Source organism: Stenotrophomonas sp. CC22-02, assembly GCF_004365115.1.
Lineage (GTDB): Bacteria > Pseudomonadota > Gammaproteobacteria > Xanthomonadales > Xanthomonadaceae > Stenotrophomonas > Stenotrophomonas forensis.
Genome location: NZ_SOCO01000002.1, coordinates 173,363 through 194,690, shown reverse-complemented (window position 1 = coordinate 194,690; position 21,328 = coordinate 173,363). Strand labels below are relative to the sequence as shown.

Genomic DNA, 21,328 nt, shown 5'->3' with positions numbered 1-21,328 from the left:
CCGAGCCCTGCTGCCCCATAGTGCCGCTTCGCTCTTTTCATGTGATCCGCTACATCGTCATGATCAGGCACTGCCATCATCACGCGGACTGCGGAGCCACCGGCAATGTCGTCAGGCATCCGCAGTCGAACGACGGCCGCGGTCCATGGTTACACTCTGCCCATGATCAGCCCCCGCCCTCTGGTTTCCACACTGCTGGCATTGGCCCTGGCGGCCTGCACCGCCACCGCGCCCGTGCAGCACAATCCGCTTGCCACCTGGGTGCCATCACCCAACCAGAACGCGCGCACGCCGGTCATCATCGTCATCCACCACACCGAGCAGAAATCGGTGCAGCAGAGCCTGCATACGTTGCGTACCGCCAACAGCGGCGGGCCGGTCAGTGCGCATTACCTGATCGGCGCCGATGGCCATCGCTACCAGCTGGTGGCCGACGAGCGCCGCGCCTGGCACGCAGGGGCCGGGCGCTGGGGCACCATTACCGATCTCAATTCAGCCTCGATCGGCATCGAGCTCGACAACGATGGCCGCAGCCCGTTCAGTGCGGCGCAGATCGAATCGCTGATCGTGCTGCTGCGCGATCTCACCACCCGCCTCAACATTCCGTCGCGCCAGGTGATCGGACATGCCGACCTGGCGCCGACGCGCAAGCAGGATCCGAGCCGCTTCTTCCCCTGGCAACAGCTGGCCGAGGCCGGTTTCGGCGTCTGGCCGCGCGCGGCCGATGGTGCCGCACCGGAAGGCTTCGATGCGTGGAACGCGCTGGCCCGCTTCGGCTATCCGCTGGACAATCGTGAAGCCACCGTCGCCGCGTTCCATCGCCGCTTCCGTGGCCGCGACGACCTGCCGAAGACGCTGGATGCTGAAGACGCCCGCATCCTGCATTCGCTGCTGCTGCAGATGCCGTGACCCGGCGCATGAACGCTTGACCCCGCGCTGGGTTGCCGCCCAGCGGCCGGCCCGCCACCATGGCGGCATGATCGATTCCGCCACCTTCTTCAAGCGCAAGCACTGTGTCCTGCTGGCCGCGGCCGTGCTCGCCGGCTGCTCCACCACCGCTCCCCGCACGGGCTCCGACGCCCCAACGCCGCCCACGCCGCCAGCGGCCACCTATGCCAAGGCCGCATGGAGCGCACTGCCGCCGGTCTCCGACAGCGATCTGCAGGCCGGCTTCGTTGCCTGGCGCAGCAGCTGCACCCGCCTGAAGACCGATGCCGTCTGGGCCAGGCCCTGCGCCACGGCAGCGGCGGTTTCAGACAAGGACGCGGCCGCGATCCGCCAGTTCCTGCAGCGCGACCTCGATGTCTACGCGCTGCGCGCCGGGGGCCACCAGGCCGATGGCCTGATCACCGGCTACTACGAACCGATCTACGCCGGCAGCCTCACCCGCACGGCCACCGCGACGGTGCCGGTGTACGGCACGCCCGATGACCTGGTCGTGGTGCAGCTGGACAGCCTCTACCCCGAGTTGAAGGGCAAGCGCCTGCGCGGCCGTGTCGACGGCAAGGTGCTCAAGCCGTATGACGACGCCGGCACGATTGCCAGCAAAGGGGCCAAGGCGCCAGTCTTGGCCTGGCTGACCGATCCGATGGACCTGCAACTGCTGCAGATCCAGGGGTCCGGCCGGGTGCGCCTGGCTGACGGCACGCAGGTACGGTTGGCCTATGCGGAACAGAATGGTCATCCCTACCGTGCGATCGGGCGCTGGCTGGTCGACCAGGGCCAGTTGAAGAAGGAAGACGTCACCATTGACGCGATCCGTGCCTGGGCCCGGGCCAACCCCGCGCGCGTGCCGGAACTACTGCGCAGCAACCCCAGCTACGTGTTCTTCGTGCGCAACCCGGACAGCCCGGAAGGCCCGCGTGGCTCGTTGAACGTGCCGCTCACCGCCGGTTACAGCGTGGCCGTGGACCGCACCGTGGTGCCGCTGGGCAGCCTGCTGTGGCTGTCCACCACCCGCCCGGACGGCACGCCCGTGGTGCGCCCGGTGGCTGCGCAGGACACCGGCGGCGCCATTGCCGGCGAAGTGCGCGCGGACCTGTACTGGGGCAGTGGCGATGCCGCCGGCAAGCTGGCCGGTGACATGAAGCAGAAGGGCAACATCTGGATGCTGTGGCCGAAGGGCGTAGCGCTGCCGCAGTAGGTTGGCAGGGATCTGAGCCCCGGATGCCTGATAATGGCGCCATTCCGAACTTTCCGGCCGCACCTGCGGCCAGGACCCCTGCAATGACCTACGCAAAGCACAACGCAAGATCCGGCGCGAAATCCGCCGCCAAGAAGTACTACAAGCACTGGGCCGAATCGGGCCTGGGCAAGGGCAACGTGCTGATGGAAGCCCGTGGCGAGAAGATCGTGCGCCAGGTGGAGATCTACGGCACCAAGATGGTCTGGGCCGACGAGCATGCCCACAGCGACGACCGCTTCCTGCTGGCCGACCAGCCGGTGTCGTTCCTGGATTTCGACGAGGACGACGAAATCTCCGCGCGCGAATTCGAAAGCGCATGGAAGAAGGCCCGGGAAGCCACCGGCTACCCGGTGTAACGCTGCCTGCCCGGGATCGGCTCCCTTTCCGAAGGGAAAGGGCTCTGACCCCGGGCCAAGCCTCAGGCAGCCGCGTTGTAGGGTTCTATCCGGGCAAGCACGTCGGCCAGCTTTTCCTTGGTCATCGCGGCATCGAAGTCGGCCTGCAGGCCGATCCAGAACTTGTCCGAGACGCCGAAGTAACGGGACAGGCGCAGCCCGGTGTCCGCAGTGACTGCGCGATCCCCGGAGACAATCTCGCCGATCCGGCGTTGTGAGACGCCAATTGCCTTGGCCAGCCGGTATTGGGTGATACCCAAAGGCTCCAGGAATTCATGCAACAGGATCTCGCCGGGAGCGGGATAGGGGACGGTTCGCACTCGCACGACTCCTTCAGTGGTAATCGACAATTTCGACCTCGGCAGGACCTTCCCGGGACCAGACAAAGCACAGCCGGAACCGGTCATTGATGCGGATGCTGTACTGGCCGCGCCGGTCCCCATGCAGCGATTCCAGTCTGTTCGCTGGCGGCAGACGCAGATCCCGCAGATCGGCTGCCACATTGAGCATGGCCAGCTTTCGCAGCGCGGCAGCTTCAATGTGGCGCCATCTCTGCACGCGATGGCCATCAAACAGTGCCTGCGTACGTTTGCAGGCAAATGATTGGATCGGCATGTTGGTAACGTGTGGCGATAGTATCGTAAGACGTTAGTATCGCCTCGGCAAGCATAGGTGTAATTCCTGGGCGCGACGGCTGGCGACGCATTCGATGCGATCTGATGCTGGACCCGCGTTTTGCACTACATTGGTGCAATGTCCGACCCCGCACCCCCGCCGTCCCTCGATGCCTTGGGCACGCCGCTGGCCTGGGCCGGCGCCGATGGCTGCATTGCCGGCTGCAATCCGGCCTTCGCCCGCTGGCTGGGCGTCAGTGCGCGGCGCCTGCTGGGTCGACCGCTGGCCGCACTGGAAGTGCAGGGCGAGGCACTGGCCCATTTCCTGGCCCGTGACGAGCGCGACAGCCTGCGCCTGAACCGGCTGGCGCTGGCCGTGCCCGGCGAGGCGCCGCGCTTCGCCGAGGGCTGGATGAGCCGCCGCGACGATGGCGGCTGGCTGCTGGAGGCGCACCCGGTCGATGAGTTCCCCGGGTTGGACCCGACCCAGGCCCTGCCCAGCGCGCTCAGCGCGGCGCTGAAGGGGCTGGCCCACGAGCTGCGCAACCCGCTGGCCGGTTTGAAGGGCGCGGCCCAGCTGCTGGCCCGCCGCGCGGCCCAGCGCGATGCCAGCGAACGTGAGCTGATCGAGCTGATCGGCTCGGAGATCGAGCGCCTCAATGGCCTGCTCGACCAGCTGCTGTCGCCGGCCCCGGCCGCGCCGCATGCCGAACTGAACATCCATGCCGCGCTGGAGCGCGTGCTGCGCCTGGCCGAGAACGAGGCCGGCTGGGCGGTACGCCTGCAGCGCGACTACGACCCCAGCATTCCCGAATTCCACGGCGACGCCGACCGCCTCACCCAGGCGGTATGGAACCTGGTGCGCAACGCGATCCAGGCCGGCGCCGGCAGCATCACCCTGCGCACCCGCGTGGAGCATGGCGTGCGCATCGCCGAACAGCTGCACACGCTGGCGCTGCGCCTGGAGATCGCCGACGACGGCCGGGGCGTGCCGGAGGAACTGGCCGAACACCTGTTCCTGCCGCTGGTCAGTGGCCGCGCCGAAGGCACTGGCCTGGGCCTGGCGCTGGCCCAGCAGGTGGCGCGCGAGCATCGCGGCACGCTGACCTACCGCTCGCGCCCGGGCCATACCGTGTTCACCCTGCTGCTGCCGATCGGCAATGGCGCCGCCCCGGCCGAGGAGGCCCCGCGCGATGTCTGACTTCTCCACCGCCGCACAACGCATCTGGGTGGTCGACGATGACCGCGCCGTGCGCTTCGTGCTGTGCACCGCGCTGCGCGAAGCGGGCTACCAGGTCGTTGATTTCGACAGCGCCGCCCCGGCGTTGCAGGCGCTGGGCGAGGGTCCGCCGCCGGCACTGCTGTTCACCGACGTGCGCATGCCGGGTGACGACGGCCTGGTGCTGCTGGACAAGCTCAAGGCCGCGCTGCCGCAGCTGCCGGTGGTGGTGATGTCGGCCTACACCGATGTGGCCAGCACCGCCGGCGCGTTCCGCGGTGGCGCGCATGAGTTCCTGTCCAAGCCATTCGACCTGGACGATGCGGTGGCGCTGGCGCAACGCGTGCTGCCGGCGGTGGCACCGGCCATGGCAACGCCCACGCCCGCCGCCGAAACGCCGAGCGACCAGCCGCCGCAACTGGTGGGCGATACCCCGCCGATGCGCGCGCTGTTCCGCGCCATCGGTCGCCTGGCACAGGCGCCGCTGGCGGTGCTGATTACCGGCGAGACCGGCACTGGCAAGGAGCTGGTGGCCAATGCGCTGCATCGCGAATCGCCGCGCGCGCAGGGTCCGTTCGTCGCGCTCAATACCGCCGCGATCCCGGCCGAACTGCTGGAAAGCGAGTTGTTCGGCCACGAAGCCGGCGCCTTCACCGGTGCACAGCGCCGCCACATCGGCCGCTTCGAGCAGGCCAACGGCGGCACGCTGTTCCTCGATGAGATCGGCGACATGCCGCTGCCGCTGCAGACCCGCCTGCTGCGCGTGCTGGCCCAGGGTGAATTCTTCCGCGTCGGTGGCCGCGAGCTGATCCGCGTGGATGTACGTGTGGTCGCTGCCACCCACCAGGACCTGGAAGGGCTGGTCGCACAAGGAAAGTTCCGTGCCGATCTGCTGCACCGCCTGGACGTGGTGCGCCTGCAGCTGCCGCCGCTGCGCGAGCGCCGCGAGGACATCGCGCAGCTGGCCAGCACCTTCCTGGCCGCCGCCGCACGCAAGCTCGATACACCGCCGAAACGCCTGACCGCTGCCGCCCTGCAGGCGCTGCGCGAGCACGACTGGCCGGGCAACGTGCGCGAACTGGAGAACGTGTGCTGGCGGATGGCCGCGCTGGCCGCCGCCGACACCATCGGCGTGGCCGACGTCGATACCGCACTCAACCGCACGCGGGGCCGCCGCAACAGTGCCAGTGCGACCGACCCGGGGCAGTGGGAAGCGCTGCTGGCCGAATGGGCGCGCCGTCAGCTGGCCGAAGGCGTGGAAGGGCTGCATGCGCAGGTGCGCGAGCGGGTCGACCATGCCCTGCTGGAGGCCGCCCTGCAGATCACCCACGGTCGCCGCGCCGAGGCCGCTGCCCGCCTGGGCCTCGGCCGCAATACCCTGACCCGCAAGCTGGGCGCCGGGCGCCGCCGCGGGGGCCATTGAACGGTCCCTGCACGCGATCCTCGCGCCCGCTTGCCGAACCGTTGATCGTTCATGGACGATGCCGTCCTTAGTGTTATCTGCAAGGAGTCTTCGATGCGCCTGTCCTTTGCCATCCTGCCGTTGTCCACCGCCGCGCTGCTGTCTGCCTGTGGCAGTGCACCGAAGAAGGCCGAGCCCACCCCGCCGCCGCCGACCGTGGTCAGTGCCGCCAAGCAGGCCGAGGCCAATCTGTCGCCGGCTTCGGCCAGCATCGTCAGTGGCCGCATCGCGCTGATGGTGGAGCCCGGTGGCATCCACATCACCGGCCTGATCGGTGGCCTGCAGCCGATGCAGCAGGCCGGTTTCCACATCCACGAGCGCGGTGACTGCAGCGCGGTGGATGCCAGCAGCGCCGGCAACCACTTCAACCCCGGTGGCGCTGCGCATGGCCGCGCCGGCACCGGCAAGCACCACCTGGGCGACATGGATAACCTGCGTGCCGACGCCCAGGGCCGCGCCAACGTCGATATCCACCTCAAGGGCGTTACCCTTGGCGGAGGCGCCGCCACCGATATCGCCGGACGTGCACTGGTCGTGCATGCCAACGCCGACGACTATCGCAGCCAGCCCGCCGGCAATGCCGGCGTCCGCATCGCCTGTGGCGTGATCCGGGTTGTCCGCTGATCACTGCAGGCTTCATCCAGGGAGAGATTGCATGCGTCTGATCCATACTTCGCTGTTCGCCGCCATCGCCGCGCTGGGCCTGGCGGCCTGCGGCCAGCAGCCTGCCGCGCCGCAGGCTGAAACCCCGCCCGCCGCTCCGGCCGAGGGCGCCACCACCGAACCGGCCGCAACCCCCGCACCGGCAGCTGCACCCGCGGCCGATGCTTCGGCCACCGCCGAACTGGCGCCGACCCAGGGCAACGAGGCCAAGGGCAGCGTCACCTTCAAGCTGGTCGACGGCAAGGTCCATGTGACCGGCCAGATCACCGGCCTGAAGCCGGGCAGCGAGCACGGCTTCCATATCCACGAGAAGGGCGACTGCAGCGCGCCGGACGGCATGAGCGCCGGCGGCCACTTCAACCCGGGCCATCAGGATCACGGCAACGTCGCCACCGATCCGCACCACGGCGGCGACATGCCCAACATCAAGGCCGACGACAAGGGCGTGGCCACCATCGATGGCCCGGTGTCGAGCAACGTCAACATCGGCAAGGGTGATGACTTCGACATCATCGGCCGCGGCCTGATCGTCCACGCCGACGCGGACGACTACAAGACCCAGCCGACCGGCAATGCCGGTGCGCGCCTGGCGTGTGCGGTGATCCAGAAGGCGCCGTAAGCGCGGTCCTGCTGGAAATGGAAAACGCCGGCGCAAGCCGGCGTTTTTCCTGAGCGGTAGTGCCGGCCGCTGGCCGGCAACTCTCGGATCTGCGATTGCCGGCCCGCGGCCGGCACTCCCATCAGCGCGCCAGCAGCCCGCGCGCGTCCTGCCCGGCCTCGCAGTGCACGAACAGCACCGGCACGCCGTGCGCTTCCAGCACCGCGGCCATCTGCCGCTGGCGCATCAGGAACTGCTCGTAGATGCCCTTCAGGCGGTCACAGTCGTTGTTGCTGTGGTTGTAGTGCGCGCACCAGCCGGCCGGATCGAACAGCGCCATGCGCGCCTCGCCATGGGTGTAGCGCAGCAGCGGCTCGGGCGCGGCATTGAGCCATTCGTCCTCGCCCGGCGCCATGATCGCGGTCTCGATCAGCGGCCACAGCGCGGCCAGGCCCTGGTTGTCGTACTGCATCGACATCATCGCAGCCAGGTCGTTCACGGTGAAATAGCGCGCATGCTCGATGCGGGCGCCGAAGGTGTTCTGCGCCATCAATGCGGTATCGGCGTGCGCCATGCCGTTGGCCAGCAGGGTTTCTTCCAGCGCATTGGCGACCGCGTTGGTGGTGGCCACATCGCTGCCGGTCAGCAGGAACGGCACCACGCGCAGGCCGCCGCCCACCAGGCTGGCATCGGCCTGGAACGGCAGCGGCACGTCGCCGTTGGCATCGGTGCCGAACGCCAGCAGGCGCGGGCCCTGGTTGCGGCCCGGCGCACGCATCTGCAGTTCTTCCAGGCGGCGGTGGATCGGCCAGCCCGGGCGCAGTACTTCGGCCGGGTCGAAATGCGCGGCGGCGAACACCAGGTCCAGCTCGGCCACCTGCGGCACCAGCTTGGACAGGTCGCGGCCGACGCGTTCGGCCAGTTCACCGGCCTGTTCGGCGCTGAGTACCGCCTGGCGGGGGATTTCGCCGCCGGCCAGTTCCAGGGCCAGCACGCCAAGGGCATTCATCGCGGGGTCGGGTTTGCTCATGGTTCCACGGTTGGCCCATCACAGGGCGGCAGCTACACTTGGCTCCATTATGCCTGCTCCGTCGTGCAGGCCATGTTGCAGACACCCTCATCCATGCCAGGTATCTCCATGCCCAACGCTCGTCCCGTCGCCATCCTCGGTGGCGTCCGCATTCCGTTCTGCCGCCAGAACACCGCGTATTCGGATGTCGGCAACCTCGGCATGTCGGTCCGTACGCTGGGCGCGCTGGTCGAACGTTTCGGCCTGCACGGCCAGCAGCTCGGTGAAGTGGCGATGGGTGCGGTGATCAAGCACTCCAGCGACTGGAACCTGGGCCGCGAAGCCACGCTGTCCTCCGGCCTGTCGCCGCTGACCCCGGGCATCACCCTGCAGCGCGCCTGCGGCACCTCGCTGGACAGCATCATCACCGTGGCCAACAAGATCGCGCTGGGCCAGATCGAATCGGGCATCGGCGGTGGTTCGGACACCACCTCCGACGTGCCGATCGTCTACGGCAAGAAGCTGCGCGCGCGCCTGCTGGCTGCCAACCGTGCCAAGAGCACCGGCGACAAGATCCGCGCGCTCGCCTCCGGCTTCAAGTTCTCCGAACTGAAGCCCGAATTCCCGGGCGTGGCCGAGCCGCGCACCGGCAAGAGCATGGGCGACCATTGCGAGGACATGGCCAAGGAATGGAACATCTCGCGCGACTCGCAGGACGAGTGGGCGGTGTCCTCGCACAAGAAGCTGGCCGCGGCCTATGAGCGCGGCTTCTTCAACGACCTGATCGCCCCGTTCCGTGGTGTCGAGCGTGACAACATCCTGCGCCCGGATACCTCGCTGGAAAAGCTGGCCACGCTGAAGCCGGCGTTCGACAAGGTGTCCGGCCGCGGCACCCTGACCGCCGCCAACTCCACGCCGCTGACCGACGGTGCCGCTGCGGTGCTGCTGGCCAGCGAAGAGTGGGCGCGCGCGCACGGCCACGAGCCGCAGGCCTACCTGCGTGATGCGCACGTGGCGGCGGTGGACTTCGTGCATGGCGAGGGCCTGCTGATGGCACCGACCATCGCCGTGCCGGAGATGCTCAAGCGCAATGGCCTGACCCTGCAGGACTTCGACATCTACGAGATCCACGAAGCCTTCGCCGCGCAGGTGCTGTGCACGCTGCGTGCGTGGGAGAGCGAGGACTACTGCCGCAACCGCCTGGGCCTGGATGCACCGCTGGGCCGCATCGACCCGGACAAGATCAACCTGCTGGGTTCATCGCTGGCCACTGGCCACCCGTTTGCCGCCACCGGCGCACGCGTGATTGCCACCGCCGCCAAGCAGCTGGCCGAACGCGGCGGTGGCCGCGCGCTGGTCTCGATCTGCACCGCCGGCGGCATGGGCGTGGTGGCGATCGTCGAACGCTGATCGCATCCATCGAACAACAAAAAACGCCGCCCATCGGGCGGCGTTTTTTTCTCTGGTGGGTGCCGACCGTTGGTCGGCACACCTCAGCCACAGCCATGCTTACGGCAACCGCGGATTACCGAACTCGTCGCGCTCTTCATTGGCGTCATACACCGGCGGCTGCACCGCAATCGGTTGCTCTTCCACCGTGGCACGCGGCGGCGCTTCGCTGCCGCGTAGCAGCGCCACGCTGTCCTCGCCGCGCTGCAGGCGCAGCGCATTGGCCAGGCACTGCGCGGCCAGTGCGTGCTCGCCACGCTGGGCGAACAGTTCACCCAGCGCTTCCCATGCCGGTGCCCCGGCGCCACTGGCGATCGCCTCATGCAGGAACGCGTCGGCGGCCTCCCACTGCTGCTGCGCCAGTGCTACGCGGCCCTGCGCCAGGCGCAGCGCGGCCGAGCCGTCATGCACGTTGCGCCAGCGCTGCAGGTTGGCCTGTCGGGTGGCCAGGCGCTCGGCCGGGAGGCGGCCATACAGCGCCACCAGTTCATCATCCCAGCGCTGGTCCAGCGCCTGTTCCAGCGCCAGCAGGGCCGGCTCATCCCAGTTCAGGGCCACCGCTCGGCTGGCATAGGCACCCACCACGTCCGGCGTCGGCCGCAGTGCCTTCGGCGTGGCTTCCCACTGCGCGGCCAGCGCATTGACGTCGGCCGCTTCCAGCAGCGCCTGCGCTGCCAGGCGTGCTTCCAGTTCGCTGCTGGCATCGGTCGGCAGCACCTTGCTCTGCCGCAGCGCGCCCAGCTGCCCATAGGCCTCGTGCGCGCGCCCGGCCTGCGCCAGTGCCTCGGTACGCAGCCACAGGCCACGCGGCGGCAGCGGTTGGATCGCCGCCACATCCAACGCGTTGATCGCATCCACCGGCAGCTCGCGGGCCAGCAGCTGTTCGGCACGCAGCAGCGCCTGCAGGGTGGCATCGCTTTCGCCCAGACGCTGCAGCAGTGCTTCGCCGGCGGGGCCGTCGGCCCGTGCCTGTGCACTGCGCACGGCGTTGGCCAGCGCCACCGCGCTCACTTCGGGGTCCTTGGCGGCGCCGTCCAGCAGCTTCTCCGCACGCTGCCACTGGCCGTGCTCGTAAGCCTGCAGGCCGTCGATCAGGCGCACCCGGCCCTGCTTGCGGCGGTAGCGACCCCACGCCCGGAACGGCGCGGCAATCAGGCTCCACAGCAGCCACAGCACCAGCACCGCGATCACCGCCAGCAACGCGACCTTCGGCAGGTTGCTGTGGTAGTCATAGCCGCCGTATCGCAGGATCACTTCGCCGAATCGGTTGAGGTCATCGGCGCCGAGCCATTGCGCGGCGACTACGCCGATGGCCACGGCCAGCAACAGCACGACCAGGGATTGCAGGGGTTTCATGCGGGATTACCTCCGGTCGGTCTGGGTGCGCAGTTGCTGCAGGGTGCTGCCAAGAACGGTGTTGCTGGCCTGCAGCGGAAGCTCGCGCAAGGCCTTCAGTTCAGCACGTTGTGCGCGCAGGGCCGGTGAATCCGGCCAGCGTCGCTGCGCCCAATGCTCCACGCGTACCAACGCGGTATCACGGCCAGCACGGTCGCCACGCTCGATCGCGGCGCGCGCCAGGGTCAGTTCCAACTGAAGCGCATCGTCGGCATTGCGGCGTTCGGCGGCCGTCAGTGGGCCGTTCTGACGGCTCGGGGTGATGTCCACGAACGGTGCCAGCGTGGCCTGCCACCAGGCTCTGGCGGTCGGTGGCGCAGCGTTGCCGGTCACCTGCGAGGGCAGCCCCTGCAGGGCCTTGGCCAATGCATCCAGGCGCTGCAACGATTGCACGCGCGGGCCGGCGCCGAGCGCATCCAGTGCATCGCGTTCCTGCACCAGCGCCTGGCGCAGGTTCAGGCCATCGCTGTCGGGCAGATCGGCCAGCGCAGTGGCGGCCTGGGCATACAGGCGGCGTGCGCCATCCACATCGTCGGCGTAGTTCAGGCGCTGCGCGGCCTGGGTCAGCAGCAATTCGGCCTCGTCGCGCTGCACCGCCTGCCGGCCCTGGTTGGCACTGTCGGCTAGCTTGGCAAGGTTCTCTTCCAGCAGTGCACTGCGTTGGGACAGGCCGAGCATCTCGTCGCGCAGCACGCGGTTGGTGGTGGCTGCGTCCTGCAGGCGCTGGCTGGTCGCTCGCTGGTCGCGGCGAAGCGCATCCAGCGTGGCCTCCAGGCCCTGCAGCTGCACCGCGGTGGTCTGCGCCTGCGCCGCCTGTTCGCTCTGCTGTTGCTGCCAGAAGTACCAGCCCGCGTAGCCGCCCGCGCCGAGCACGGCCACACCGGCCAGCGGCAGCAGCCAGCGTGCGGAGCGACGGGGTGGAGAAACGGGCGGAGTGTCGTTCATCAGGCTTCCTTGTCGGCACCGTCGCCGGTGGGGGGACCGGCAGGCCGCGTTGAGCACAGCATCACTGTTGCCGACGACAGCGGCAAGCGTGACCCACGTCCCTGTTCAGGTCGCTGCCGGGACGGTGAGCGTGGCGTGTGCAGCCGCTACCAGCTGTGCGGTGGTGGGACCGGCCGCGCGCACGACGTGTTGCAGGCCCAGCGCCCGCGCCTGTTCACCCAGGCGATCACTGGCCACCACGGCAGTCGCGTGCGCCTGCAGGCGCTGCTGCAATGCGGGCGGCAGCTGCTGCCAGAAATGCTGCAGCGCTTCGCCACTGCTGACCGCCAGCACCCACGGAAAGGCTGAATGCGGCAGTCGCGCCAGCGTGCGCGGCGCCAGGCGCAGCAGGCGCCGCTGGTAGACGTCGGCGCGTTCGATGCGGGCACCGGCCGCCTGCAGCTGCGCGGCAATCAGGCCGCGGCCACCGGGCGCGGTCACCAGGCCGATGCGCAGGCCCTGCACGTCGGCCAGTACCGGCAGCGCCAGCAAGCCTTCGCTGTCCATCCGCTGCGGTGCATGCACCTCGGAAATGCCGTGTGCCTGCAGCGCGCGCGCAGTGCCTTCGCCTACCGTCAGCCACGGGCTGCGTTGCGCTGCGGCCAGCGTCAGCAGGGAAGCGGCCGCAGCAACCGCAGCCGGGCTGGTGAACACCACGCGATCGCAGTTCAGCGTGCGTTGCAGCTGGCGCACCACGGGCGTGCCGTGCAGGCGCTGCAACCGCCACGGTGAAAGGGCCAGCACATGCCCGCCCAGCCCAGCAACGGCGCGGCGCAGCGCTGCATGCTGGCCTTGCGGGCGCAGTGAAATCAGGGTCCAGGCCGCGTCGGAGCCAGCGGCGCCAGTGGGTATCGTATGGTCGGCCATTGCCTGCATTATGCGGGCCCTTCGTTGTCGTGGTCGCTGCTCCGATGTCCGTTGATGCCCTGACTTCCTCGTTGGCCGCCCTGCAGGACGTGCTGGACTGCATGCCGGCGGTCCGCGCCATGCAGATCCAGCTCGACGGCTATGCCGATGGCGTGCTGCGCATCACCGCGCCGCTGGCTGCCAACGTCAACGACAAGGGCAACGCCTTCGGTGGCAGCCTGGCCTCGGTACTGACCCTGTCCGGCTGGGCGCTGGTCAGCCTGCGCCTGCGCCTGGCCGGCCACGATGCCGAGGTCTACGTGGCCGACAGCAACCTGCGCTACCTGGCACCGGTCTACGAAGACCTGCATGCCCACGCCGAAGCCGCCGAAGCGAGCGGCTGGGACGCCTTCCTGAATACCTTCCGCCAGCGCCGCAAGGCCCGCATCAGCATCATCGCCACCCAGCCCGGTGCCGACGGCAAGCCTGCTGCCGAGTTCAGCGGTCGCTTTGTTGCCTTCGCCAAAGGGTAGGATGGCAGGCTGACGTTCTGGGGAATCCACCGATGCGCCGCCTCATCCAGTTCCTGATCTGTTCCCTGCTGCTGGTCAGCGCCGTGGCCTCGGCCGACGACCTCAGCCGCAAGCAGCGCAAGCTGCTGGAAGAGACCCAGATCGCCTACGGGGCGACCATCCGCTGGGGCAGCATGGACGATGCCATCGGCTACCTCGACCCCAAGCTTCGCAAGGAAAAGCCGCCGACCGAGTTCGAGCTCAACCGCTACGCGCAGCTGCGCGTGTCGTCCTATCGCGAGCGCAGCAGCGCCTCGCTGGAAGGGGGCGAGGTCGAGCGCCGCGTCGAAATCGGGGTGATCAACCAGAACACCCAGGCCGAACGCACCGTGGTCGTGGTCGAGCGCTGGCGCTGGGACCCGGAGGCCAAGCGCTGGTGGCAGTCCGCCGGCCTGCCGGACCTGTGGAAGGGGCAGTGACGGGCCGCGTCCGGCTTGTGCGACAATCGGCGCCCGCTTAATCGACCCGTGACCTGAGTGAATTACGAAGAGTTGCTGGCCTTTGCAGGCCGAAACCCGATGCTGTCCGCGGCCCTGGTCGGCCTGACCGTGGCCATCATCGTCACCGAGATCCGCCGCCTGTTCCGGGGCTTCAAGGGCATCAAACCCGCCGAACTGACCCAGCTGATGAACGCGGGCGGCACGGTGGTGGTCGACCTGTCGGCCAGCGGTGACTTCGAGAAGGGCCACATCGCCGGCAGCCGCAATGCCCAGGCCAGTGCCTTCGGCCCGGACAACAAGCTGGTGGCCAATGCCAAGCAGTCGCCGGTCGTGCTGGTATGCCGCAGCGGCAACGCCTCGGAAACCGCCGCCAAGGCGCTGAAGAAGGCCGGTTTCGAAAAGGTCTACGTGCTCGATGGCGGCATTCCCGCCTGGCAGCAGGCCGAGCTGCCGCTGGTCAAGGGCCGCAACTGATTGCCGCAGGTGGCGCATCCGGCCTTGTATGGGCCTGATGCCGCCCCCATCGCAGTAATTCGACCCTCGTTTTCATTGCATTTATCTGGAGTTACTGGAAATGTCCGAAGAGATCACCAACGGCGCCGCTGCGCCGGTCGATGCCGCCACCGGCCCCGCTTTCACCGTCGAGAAGATCTACGTCAAGGACGTCTCCTTCGAGTCGCCGAACGCTCCGACCATCTTCAATGACCAGGTGCAGCCGGAGCTGCAGCTGAACCTGAACCAGCAGGTGCAGCGCCTGGGCGAGAACGCCTTCGAAGTCGTGCTGGCCGTGACCCTGACCTGCCAGGCCGGCGAGCGCACCGCCTACGTGGCCGAAGTGAAGCAGGCCGGCGTGTTCGGCCTGGTCGGCCTGGACCCGCAGTCGATCGACGTGCTGCTCGGCACCCAGTGCCCGAACATCCTGTTCCCGTACGTGCGCCAGCTGGTCAGCGACCTGATCCAGGCCGGCGGCTTCCCGCCGTTCTTCCTGCAGCCGATCAACTTCGAAGGCCTGTACGCAGAAACCCTGCGCCAGCGCCAGGAGCAGGGCGACGCACCGTCGCTGGCTGACTCCGAGCCGGCCGGCAACGCCTGATCCCTGCTGCGACGTCACGGATGAGCACTACCGCTGACAAGATCGCCGTGCTCGGCGCCGGTTCCTGGGGAACCGCGCTGGCCAGCCTGCTCGCACGGCACGGTCACCCGACCGTGCTGTGGGGGCGCGACGCGGCCGTGGTCGAAGCCATCGACCAGCGCCACGAGAACCCGCGTTACCTGCCGGGCATTCCATTGCCGGACAGCCTGCGTGCCACCACCGACCTGGCGTCGGCGGTGGAAGGCGCGGCCTGGATCCTGGTGGTGACCCCGTCGCACGCGTTCGGCGAAACCGTGCGCGCGCTGGCGCCGCTGCGTCCGGCCGGTGCTGGCGTGGCCTGGGCCACCAAGGGCTTCGAGCCCGGTTCGGGCCGCTTCCTGCATGAAGTGGCGCGCGAAGTGCTGGGTGAGGACGTGCCCCTGGCCGTTGTCACCGGGCCGTCGTTCGCCAAGGAAGTGACCCAGGGCCTGCCGACCGCGATCACCGTGCACGGCGACGTTCCCGAGTTCGCGCAGTCGGTGGCCGAGGCCATGCACGGCCCGGCGTTCCGTGCCTACACCGGCGACGACATGGTCGGTGCCGAGCTGGGCGGCGCGATGAAGAACGTGCTGGCCGTGGCTACCGGCGTGGCCGATGGCATGCAGCTGGGCCTCAACGCCCGTGCCGGCCTGATCACCCGCGGCCTCAACGAAATGCTGCGCCTGGCCGCTGCGATCGGCGCCAAGCCGGAAACGCTGATGGGCCTGGCAGGCCTCGGCGATCTGGTGCTGACCTGCACCGGCGACCTGTCGCGCAACCGCCGCCTGGGCCTGGCCCTGGGCCGTGGCCAGACGCTGCAGGATGCCGTGCGCGAGATCGGCCAGGTGGTCGAGTCGGTGCAGACCGCCGACGAAGTGATGCGACAGGCGCGCCGCCATGGCATCGACCTGCCGATCTCCGACCGCGTGCGTGCCGTGCTGCATGGCGAACAGACGCCGGAAGAAGGCCTGCGTGCGCTGCTGGCGCGGGAACAGAAACCGGAATATCCGGACACGCTGTTCAAGTGAATCGAAGAACCCCGGCCATGCGCCGGGGTTTTTTCATCAGTGAGTACCCTGCGGGTGCCGGGCGGAGACAGGCCCTGGTGGGGCCAAGCTTGCTTGGCATCACGCGCGCTGCATATCCACGCATGGCGTGGATGTGCTGCAACGCCCGATCACCGCGCCCGTGGCGGCGCGTTGCCGTTGTCCATGTCCGAGAAAATCATCCACGGCCCATCGCCCACGCGCTTCAACGTCAGCGTGAACTTGCCGGTGTCCTCCAGTTTTTTGCCGAAGGTGTAGGCACCGATGATGTAGCCAACGTTCCCTTCCACGGCATAGGCCAACGCGCGCAACCGCAACGGGCTGCCGCTCTGGCCGGAATACGCCGCCTCGATGGCTTTGCGCCCGCGCACCGGCGCCTGGTTGCTCTGCAGGATGAAGCCATCCTCGGCGAACAGCCGGGCGAGCGCCTTGGCATCCCCCTTGCGCCACGCCTGTTCGTAGTCGCGCAGCACGCGATCCAGCGGCGTCGGCAGGGTTGTATCGGGAAATGGTGGCGCGGGCTTCGCACCTTCAGCATCGTGGGCGATGGCCGGCGTTGCCAGCAGTAGGGCACTGCAGAAGATCACGGCGAGTCGTGTATGGCGCATGCGTCCAGGTCCTGGCGATGACGGGAGCGGCGAACGCATCCTAGCGCGCTGCTGGTTAGAATCACCCTGCCGCTGGCGTGGCCCATGCGTCGCAGATCAGAGAAGGACAGGGAATGAAGATTCAAGTTGCAGGGATGGCACTGACGATCGCGCTGCTGGCGGCCTGCGGGCAGGCGCCGGAGAAGGCCGTCGAAACGATGCCTGCGGTTGCACCCGCGGCACCTGCTGGAACACCGGCAGCGACGACCACCGTGGTCGAGAGTGAACCGTCCATCGAAGACGGAGTGGATCCGTCGGTGTGGGACAACGAAGGCGAGCCGGAAGACTCCGGTGTCGGCCGTGAGCTCACCTGCAAGGACAACCCGTTGGCGACCCATTTCTTCACCCTGGTGGGCGGCAACACGGTGGACGATTGTGGCCGCAAGGACCCGAAGGTGCTGGCCGCGTTCGATGCATTGATGAAGGGCACGCAGGCCGCCGAATCCGCCGACAAGGACATCCCTTCGCTGCGCGAACGCCTGTTGAGCGGCCCCAGCGGGCCTGGCGAGCTGCTGGTGCTTCAGGGCGAACCCTGGTGGTTCTACACCGCCTGCCAGGCCCACGACTGCCCCGGCACCGCGCTGGCGATGCTGTACTCACCCGATCAGTCGAAGATGGTCGGCCGCCTCACCGCGCGCTGCCGGGTCTGGTGGCTGGGCGAGCCCACGGCCGAACAACGCAAGCAGATCGAACAGCTCCGCCCGCTGGATGACGCCGCATTGAAGGAAGACAGCGCGCTCTGCGAATGAGGTGATGCCGGCGGAGAAAGTGTGGTCATGCTGGGCCGGGCGTAGGCCGTTCGTCCTGTTCTTCTGCCCGGAAACCGGCTGCTAAGCTTCCACCCCAACCTGTTGCCGACCGGCCTCCCTCCATGGCTTTCTGGACCGTCGTCTTCGCCATTGGCGCCGCGCAGGCCGCGCTGCTTGCCCTGGCCCTGTGGCGGCGGCCGGCCAATGCCGGGGCTAACCGGGTGCTGGCGATGTGGATCGCGCTGATCGGCGTCGATCTGGCGGTGAAGGCGATCTACTGGGATCCGTCCTACCCGGCACCCACCAAGGCGCTGCGGTTCGTCGGCCTGTTTCCGTTCCTGTACGGCAGCCTGTTCTATGTCTACGTCCGGGTCCTGACCGAGGCCAGGGCCGCGCGCTGGCGTGATGCTGTGCATCTGTCTGGATTCTTCATCGTGCTGGCCCTGCATGCGGGCTTCTTCCTGCGTGGGTTGGTGCCGGCCGAGGGCATGCTGGCGCGAACGTTGCCGGGCATCGCGGAACTGGAATGGATGCGGCTGAACATCGTGCTGTACGCGTACAGCCTCTCCTATGTGATTGCCGGTCTGCTGCGGGTCGGCCGCTATCGGCGTGGGCTGTTGCAACGGCGTTCGGATGTGGACCGGATGTCGCTGCACTGGATCGACGCGATGGCGGTCTCGCAGATCCTCATCTGGCTCATTGCCACCACGCAATGGCTGGTCCGGATTCCCTGGATCGACTATCCGCTGATCTACGGCCTCGTTGCAGCGTGGGTATTCCTGATGGGCTACTTCAGCCTCACCCAGACGGCGGTGCTGGTCGAGCCTGCGGCGGAACCGGCGCCCCCCAGCCGCGAAGTGGTACCGGCCAGCGACGATGCACGCGTTGCCGAGGTCGAGGTGCGCCTCTCGCAGCTGATGGCCGAACAGCAGCTCTACCGCGAACCGGCGCTCACCATCGGCCAGCTGGCCAAACGCTCCGGCTACCCCGAATATCTGGTGTCGGCGGTGATCAACCGCCGCTTCGGCGGGAATTTCTGGGAATACATCAACCGCCAGCGGATTGAAGCCGCCGCTTCCCATCTGGCCGATGGCGCTGACACCCGGACCATTCTCGACATCGCCTATGCCTGCGGCTTCACGTCGAAATCGACGTTCAACGCGGCGTTCAAGCGCCAGCTGGGTGAAACGCCCAGCGCCTTCCGCAAGCGCCATGCGATGGCGGGCACCCCGGAATCACCGAGCCGCTGACGATGCAGTGGCCGGCGGTCGCCGCGGCCAGCGCAGCACAAGTTCGCAGAGTGCCAGGTTGAACACCCAGCATCCCCAGGCGGCGGCCAGATAGACAGGGACGAAGGGCAGATGCAGCACGCCCAGGCCGATGCCCAGGATCAAACGGAACGTCACCGCAGACGCGGTGAGGGCGATGCTGCGCCACATCCACTGCCGGTGCCTGGCGAGATTGCCGGCCAGCGCGTGACCGATCCCGATGCCGGTGGTGGCCAGCCACGCCAGCGCGAGCAGAGCAAAGGCGATACCGGTGGGCGCTCCACCTTCGGCATGAAATGCCAGGGACAAGCCGGCCGGCCCGGCAATCAGTACTCCACCCGTATACAAGCCGCCACTCAGCCGATGCAGGCGGGGGACATGCTGCTGGATCCATCCGTTCATCTGCAACGGCGCCAGCAACAAGGCCAGCCCGCCGCCGAACAGGTGGGCGGGGACGTCCAGGCCCGACGCCGCAAACTTCATCTGCAGCGGGTTGTCCGCGTGTGGCTGGCCGTACAGCACGGTGAAGGCATAGGCGGCCACGGCGGCGCAGAGCAGGGCGAAGACCAGCCCCGCCGTCCAGCGGGCAACCTTGGGAAAGCGGTGTGGCATCTCGGAACCTCGGTGTTGGCGGAGGTTCCAGCGTGGGTGCGAGGTGCGGGAAAAGCGTCCGGATCGGCGGAGTCGTACCCGGAACCGGCGGACGAGTGCGGCCGGGGCGACCCATCGACAATGCCAACGCTGGCTGGCTGCGCTCGTCCACCATTCAAGGGGCCAGGCCGTGAGGCCGGCCGGACGCTATGATCGGCCAACACCCGAACATGGATGGGTTGCCGCGCCCATGAAGATCGAGTCCATCTCTCCCATCCTGTCCGTAGACCATCTTGCCGAGTCGATCGCGTTCTACCGCGGCGCGCTCGGATTCGAACTGGCGTGGTCGTGGGGTGATCCGGCCGACATTGCTGCCGTCTGCCGCGACGGCGTGGAGATCACCCTCACCCAACGGTCCGGGAGCAAGCCGGCCGGCGCGGCACATGCGTATCTGGTCGTATCCGGTATCGACGACTATTACCGGACCCTTGAAGGATCGGGTGTCACGATCGTCGTCCCGATCGGGGACAGGCCCTACGGCATGCGCGATTTCCGCCTGGCGGACCCAAGTGGCAATGAACTCAGCATCGGGCAGGTGATGGAGAACAGGGACAGCGCTCGTTAGCGCGCGTTACTTGCTCGCGCGCCGCGCACCCTTCTCGTCTTCGTCCTTTGCGTCACCCCTGCTCTGCGCGTATTCCGGGAACGTCTTCGCGATCGAATCCTTGTCCGGCAGGATGTAGAACACGCCGCCCTTCTCGAACGTGGATTGCACGATCTGCTCGTAGAACGCGGGCGAGACGTTGATGCAGCCGTGGGTGACGCGGTTGTCGTCCGGCGTGGGCGAGGCCAACCGTTCGGCGCGCTTTTCCTTCGGGCTGCCCGGCGGCAGCGGATGCATCGACACGGCAGAATCGTAGTCCACCCACAACACGCGCCCGGCATCGTCGGAGGGGCCGTAGCCACCAATGAAGCGGCCAGCAGGCGTGGTGCGGTCGTGGCCGGGAATCGCGCTCAATGCGAGCTTGGCGACGCCGGGTGCGGAGTGATCACCGATGGCCGATCCGAACAGCGCCGGTGCTGCGCCGCGCAGCTTGCCGTCGCCGCTGAAGACCAGAACCTGCGCTGCGGCCTTGTCCATGACAGCGAACGGATAGCCCTGGTTGTCCTTGCTGGCGACCACCCATCCGGCCAGTTCGATCACCGTTTCGGACACGCTCTGGTCAGGCGGAAGTTCATCAACGGCGGCCACCGGTGGTGCAGGTGCATCCTTGTCCCTGGCGTTGGCTACGCCGCTGCACGCAACGGCCAGCGCCATGACCAGTGCGGCATCCAGGACGCGGCGTGCAGGGGAGGGGAAGGTACGAATGGGACGGCTCCTTTCCTTGCAATGCAATCTTGGGTGGAAGGATGCCAGTGGCCGGCGAAGGCCACTGGTTCCCGATACAGAAGCGGATCAATTCAAACGGTGAGGGAGCGATCAGCCGCGGGGCTTGCGGCCGGCGGGTGCTCTTTCAAGCTGCTGGACGCGGCCTTCGATCTGGTCGAGGCGCTGGTTGGCCTGCTGTGCGGACTGGTTGGCGGACTCCGCGCTCTGCGCAGCGCCCTGCACCTTTACGTCGAGCTGATCGAGACGCGAGTTGATGGTTGCAAACTCGTTCTTGTAAGAGGCGCAGGCGCCAAGGCTCACGGTAGCGATGAGCGCGACAGCAAGTGCGCGGGCCGACTTCATGTGTTGCGGGTTCAGGTTCATTGCACTCCCTCCTTCGTCTGGGGAAGCTGGAATATAGCGGCGTTTGTTCCCGGCGCTGACAAGCGCTTTCAGCTGCAATTTGAATACGTGGAAGGGCTGTGAAGTCTGCTTCTGACCCAGCATTAACAAGCGGGATCAGGCGAACTGATGCATGCCGGCGGATCGCCTTGCGCCTCTTCATATCCGCCAATTCATCAGCATGAAGCGGGAATCCTCGCTTGGCAGACACACGCAGCCCCGCTTGCGTCAGGCAGAGCTGCAGCGTTGCCGAAGCGCACATCCAGCAACTCGGCTGTTCGTCGCATGGGCAACGCACTCGCGGGAAATGCGAT

Annotated in this window: 26 protein-coding genes; 16 read left to right on the top strand and 10 right to left on the bottom strand. The window is 67.8% G+C overall.

Annotated features, from left to right (window positions below):
• The first annotated feature begins 162 nt into the window (after positions 1–162).
• The 3 genes from N440_RS18830 (at position 163) to N440_RS18820 (ending at position 2,541) form a co-directional block, all read left to right on the top strand.
• Entirely contained in the window at positions 163–909 is a 747-nt protein-coding gene (locus N440_RS18830; protein WP_133936198.1) for an N-acetylmuramoyl-L-alanine amidase, read from the top strand.
• 67 nt (positions 910–976) lie between these two features.
• Entirely contained in the window at positions 977–2,143 is a 1,167-nt protein-coding gene (locus N440_RS18825) for an MltA domain-containing protein (RefSeq protein WP_133936196.1), read from the top strand.
• 83 nt (positions 2,144–2,226) lie between these two features.
• Positions 2,227–2,541: a hypothetical protein gene (locus tag N440_RS18820; RefSeq protein WP_008268793.1), complete on the top strand. Its 315-nt coding sequence runs from the start codon at positions 2,227–2,229 to the stop codon at positions 2,539–2,541.
• Positions 2,542–2,603: 62 nt separating this feature from the next.
• Here N440_RS18820 and N440_RS18815 read toward each other — a convergent pair whose 3' ends face one another.
• Together N440_RS18815 and N440_RS18810 are read right to left on the bottom strand one after the other, a co-directional pair.
• Complete coding sequence (locus tag N440_RS18815) at positions 2,604–2,900, bottom strand: HigA family addiction module antitoxin (protein ID WP_053448454.1); 297 nt, start codon at positions 2,898–2,900, stop codon at positions 2,604–2,606.
• A 13-nt stretch (positions 2,901–2,913) separates the two neighbouring features.
• Positions 2,914–3,195, bottom strand: coding sequence for a type II toxin-antitoxin system RelE/ParE family toxin (locus tag N440_RS18810; protein ID WP_014035516.1), 282 nt, complete (start codon positions 3,193–3,195; stop codon positions 2,914–2,916).
• Positions 3,196–3,333: 138 nt separating this feature from the next.
• On the opposite strand from N440_RS18810, the gene N440_RS18805 reads away from it, so the two are divergent.
• The 4 genes from N440_RS18805 to N440_RS18790 all read left to right on the top strand — a co-directional run bounded on the left by N440_RS18805 (position 3,334) and on the right by N440_RS18790 (position 7,157).
• Complete coding sequence (locus N440_RS18805; protein WP_008268783.1) at positions 3,334–4,395, top strand: ATP-binding protein; 1,062 nt, start codon at positions 3,334–3,336, stop codon at positions 4,393–4,395.
• On the top strand, positions 4,388–5,836 hold the full coding sequence (ntrC, locus tag N440_RS18800; protein ID WP_133936194.1) for a nitrogen regulation protein NR(I): 1,449 nt from the start codon (positions 4,388–4,390) through the stop codon (positions 5,834–5,836). Before N440_RS18805 ends, ntrC begins: the two co-directional genes overlap by 8 nt.
• Before the next feature lie 93 nt (positions 5,837–5,929).
• Entirely contained in the window at positions 5,930–6,499 is a 570-nt protein-coding gene (locus N440_RS18795) for a superoxide dismutase family protein (RefSeq protein WP_133936192.1), read from the top strand.
• A 31-nt stretch (positions 6,500–6,530) separates the two neighbouring features.
• Positions 6,531–7,157: a superoxide dismutase family protein gene (locus tag N440_RS18790; RefSeq protein WP_133936190.1), complete on the top strand. Its 627-nt coding sequence runs from the start codon at positions 6,531–6,533 to the stop codon at positions 7,155–7,157.
• Between the two features lie 121 nt (positions 7,158–7,278).
• Here N440_RS18790 and N440_RS18785 read toward each other — a convergent pair whose 3' ends face one another.
• Positions 7,279–8,166 (bottom strand): hypothetical protein, encoded by an 888-nt coding sequence (locus N440_RS18785; RefSeq protein WP_133936189.1) that lies wholly within the window; start codon positions 8,164–8,166, stop codon positions 7,279–7,281.
• A gap of 93 nt (positions 8,167–8,259) precedes the next feature.
• Here N440_RS18785 and N440_RS18780 point away from each other — a divergent pair, with 93 nt between their 5' ends.
• Positions 8,260–9,555, top strand: a complete 1,296-nt coding sequence (locus N440_RS18780; RefSeq protein ID WP_133936187.1) for an acetyl-CoA C-acetyltransferase — start codon at positions 8,260–8,262, stop codon at positions 9,553–9,555.
• Between the two features lie 99 nt (positions 9,556–9,654).
• Here N440_RS18780 and N440_RS18775 read toward each other — a convergent pair whose 3' ends face one another.
• The 3 genes from N440_RS18775 to N440_RS18765 all read right to left on the bottom strand — a co-directional run bounded on the left by N440_RS18775 (position 9,655) and on the right by N440_RS18765 (position 12,849).
• Complete coding sequence (locus N440_RS18775; protein ID WP_133936185.1) at positions 9,655–10,950, bottom strand: heme biosynthesis HemY N-terminal domain-containing protein; 1,296 nt, start codon at positions 10,948–10,950, stop codon at positions 9,655–9,657.
• A 6-nt stretch (positions 10,951–10,956) separates the two neighbouring features.
• On the bottom strand, positions 10,957–11,934 hold the full coding sequence (locus tag N440_RS18770) for a uroporphyrinogen-III C-methyltransferase (RefSeq protein ID WP_133936183.1): 978 nt from the start codon (positions 11,932–11,934) through the stop codon (positions 10,957–10,959).
• A gap of 105 nt (positions 11,935–12,039) precedes the next feature.
• A complete protein-coding gene (locus N440_RS18765) occupies positions 12,040–12,849 on the bottom strand; it encodes a uroporphyrinogen-III synthase (RefSeq protein WP_133936181.1) in 810 nt (269 codons plus the stop codon).
• Positions 12,850–12,884: 35 nt separating this feature from the next.
• On the opposite strand from N440_RS18765, the gene N440_RS18760 reads away from it, so the two are divergent.
• The 5 genes from N440_RS18760 (at position 12,885) to N440_RS18740 (ending at position 15,970) form a co-directional block, all read left to right on the top strand.
• The gene (locus N440_RS18760; RefSeq protein WP_008266702.1) at positions 12,885–13,352 is read left to right on the top strand and encodes a YiiD C-terminal domain-containing protein; all 468 of its coding nucleotides are present in this window, start codon (positions 12,885–12,887) and stop codon (positions 13,350–13,352) included.
• A gap of 32 nt (positions 13,353–13,384) precedes the next feature.
• On the top strand, positions 13,385–13,810 hold the full coding sequence (locus N440_RS18755; protein ID WP_049455948.1) for a hypothetical protein: 426 nt from the start codon (positions 13,385–13,387) through the stop codon (positions 13,808–13,810).
• Positions 13,811–13,867: 57 nt separating this feature from the next.
• Positions 13,868–14,305 carry a rhodanese-like domain-containing protein gene (locus N440_RS18750; RefSeq protein ID WP_004153552.1) on the top strand — a complete coding sequence of 146 codons (438 nt, stop codon included), beginning with the start codon at positions 13,868–13,870 and terminating at the stop codon, positions 14,303–14,305.
• Positions 14,306–14,405: 100 nt separating this feature from the next.
• Positions 14,406–14,924 (top strand): protein-export chaperone SecB, encoded by a 519-nt coding sequence (gene secB, locus N440_RS18745; RefSeq protein ID WP_004153553.1) that lies wholly within the window; start codon positions 14,406–14,408, stop codon positions 14,922–14,924.
• Positions 14,925–14,944: 20 nt separating this feature from the next.
• A complete protein-coding gene (locus tag N440_RS18740) occupies positions 14,945–15,970 on the top strand; it encodes an NAD(P)H-dependent glycerol-3-phosphate dehydrogenase (RefSeq protein ID WP_133936179.1) in 1,026 nt (341 codons plus the stop codon).
• A 149-nt stretch (positions 15,971–16,119) separates the two neighbouring features.
• Here the strand turns inward: N440_RS18740 and N440_RS18735 are convergent, their stop codons facing one another.
• Positions 16,120–16,596 (bottom strand): nuclear transport factor 2 family protein, encoded by a 477-nt coding sequence (locus N440_RS18735; protein WP_133936177.1) that lies wholly within the window; start codon positions 16,594–16,596, stop codon positions 16,120–16,122.
• 113 nt (positions 16,597–16,709) lie between these two features.
• Between N440_RS18735 and N440_RS18730 the strand changes: the two genes are divergently transcribed.
• A complete protein-coding gene (locus N440_RS18730) occupies positions 16,710–17,384 on the top strand; it encodes an Ivy family c-type lysozyme inhibitor (RefSeq protein ID WP_133936175.1) in 675 nt (224 codons plus the stop codon).
• 122 nt (positions 17,385–17,506) lie between these two features.
• Positions 17,507–18,634 carry an AraC family transcriptional regulator gene (locus N440_RS18725; protein ID WP_133936173.1) on the top strand — a complete coding sequence of 376 codons (1,128 nt, stop codon included), beginning with the start codon at positions 17,507–17,509 and terminating at the stop codon, positions 18,632–18,634.
• Here N440_RS18725 and N440_RS18720 read toward each other — a convergent pair.
• On the bottom strand, positions 18,620–19,264 hold the full coding sequence (locus tag N440_RS18720; RefSeq protein WP_133936171.1) for a DUF2306 domain-containing protein: 645 nt from the start codon (positions 19,262–19,264) through the stop codon (positions 18,620–18,622). The two genes, N440_RS18725 and N440_RS18720, sit on opposite strands and share 15 nt — an antisense overlap.
• A 229-nt stretch (positions 19,265–19,493) precedes the next feature.
• On the opposite strand from N440_RS18720, the gene N440_RS18715 reads away from it, so the two are divergent.
• The gene (locus N440_RS18715; protein ID WP_133936169.1) at positions 19,494–19,868 is read left to right on the top strand and encodes a VOC family protein; all 375 of its coding nucleotides are present in this window, start codon (positions 19,494–19,496) and stop codon (positions 19,866–19,868) included.
• A 6-nt stretch (positions 19,869–19,874) separates the two neighbouring features.
• Here the strand turns inward: N440_RS18715 and N440_RS18710 are convergent, their stop codons facing one another.
• The gene (locus N440_RS18710; protein ID WP_133936167.1) at positions 19,875–20,561 is read right to left on the bottom strand and encodes a L,D-transpeptidase; all 687 of its coding nucleotides are present in this window, start codon (positions 20,559–20,561) and stop codon (positions 19,875–19,877) included.
• Between the two features lie 162 nt (positions 20,562–20,723).
• Positions 20,724–20,996: a hypothetical protein gene (locus tag N440_RS18705; RefSeq protein ID WP_004153561.1), complete on the bottom strand. Its 273-nt coding sequence runs from the start codon at positions 20,994–20,996 to the stop codon at positions 20,724–20,726.
• Positions 20,997–21,328 lie beyond the last annotated feature (332 nt).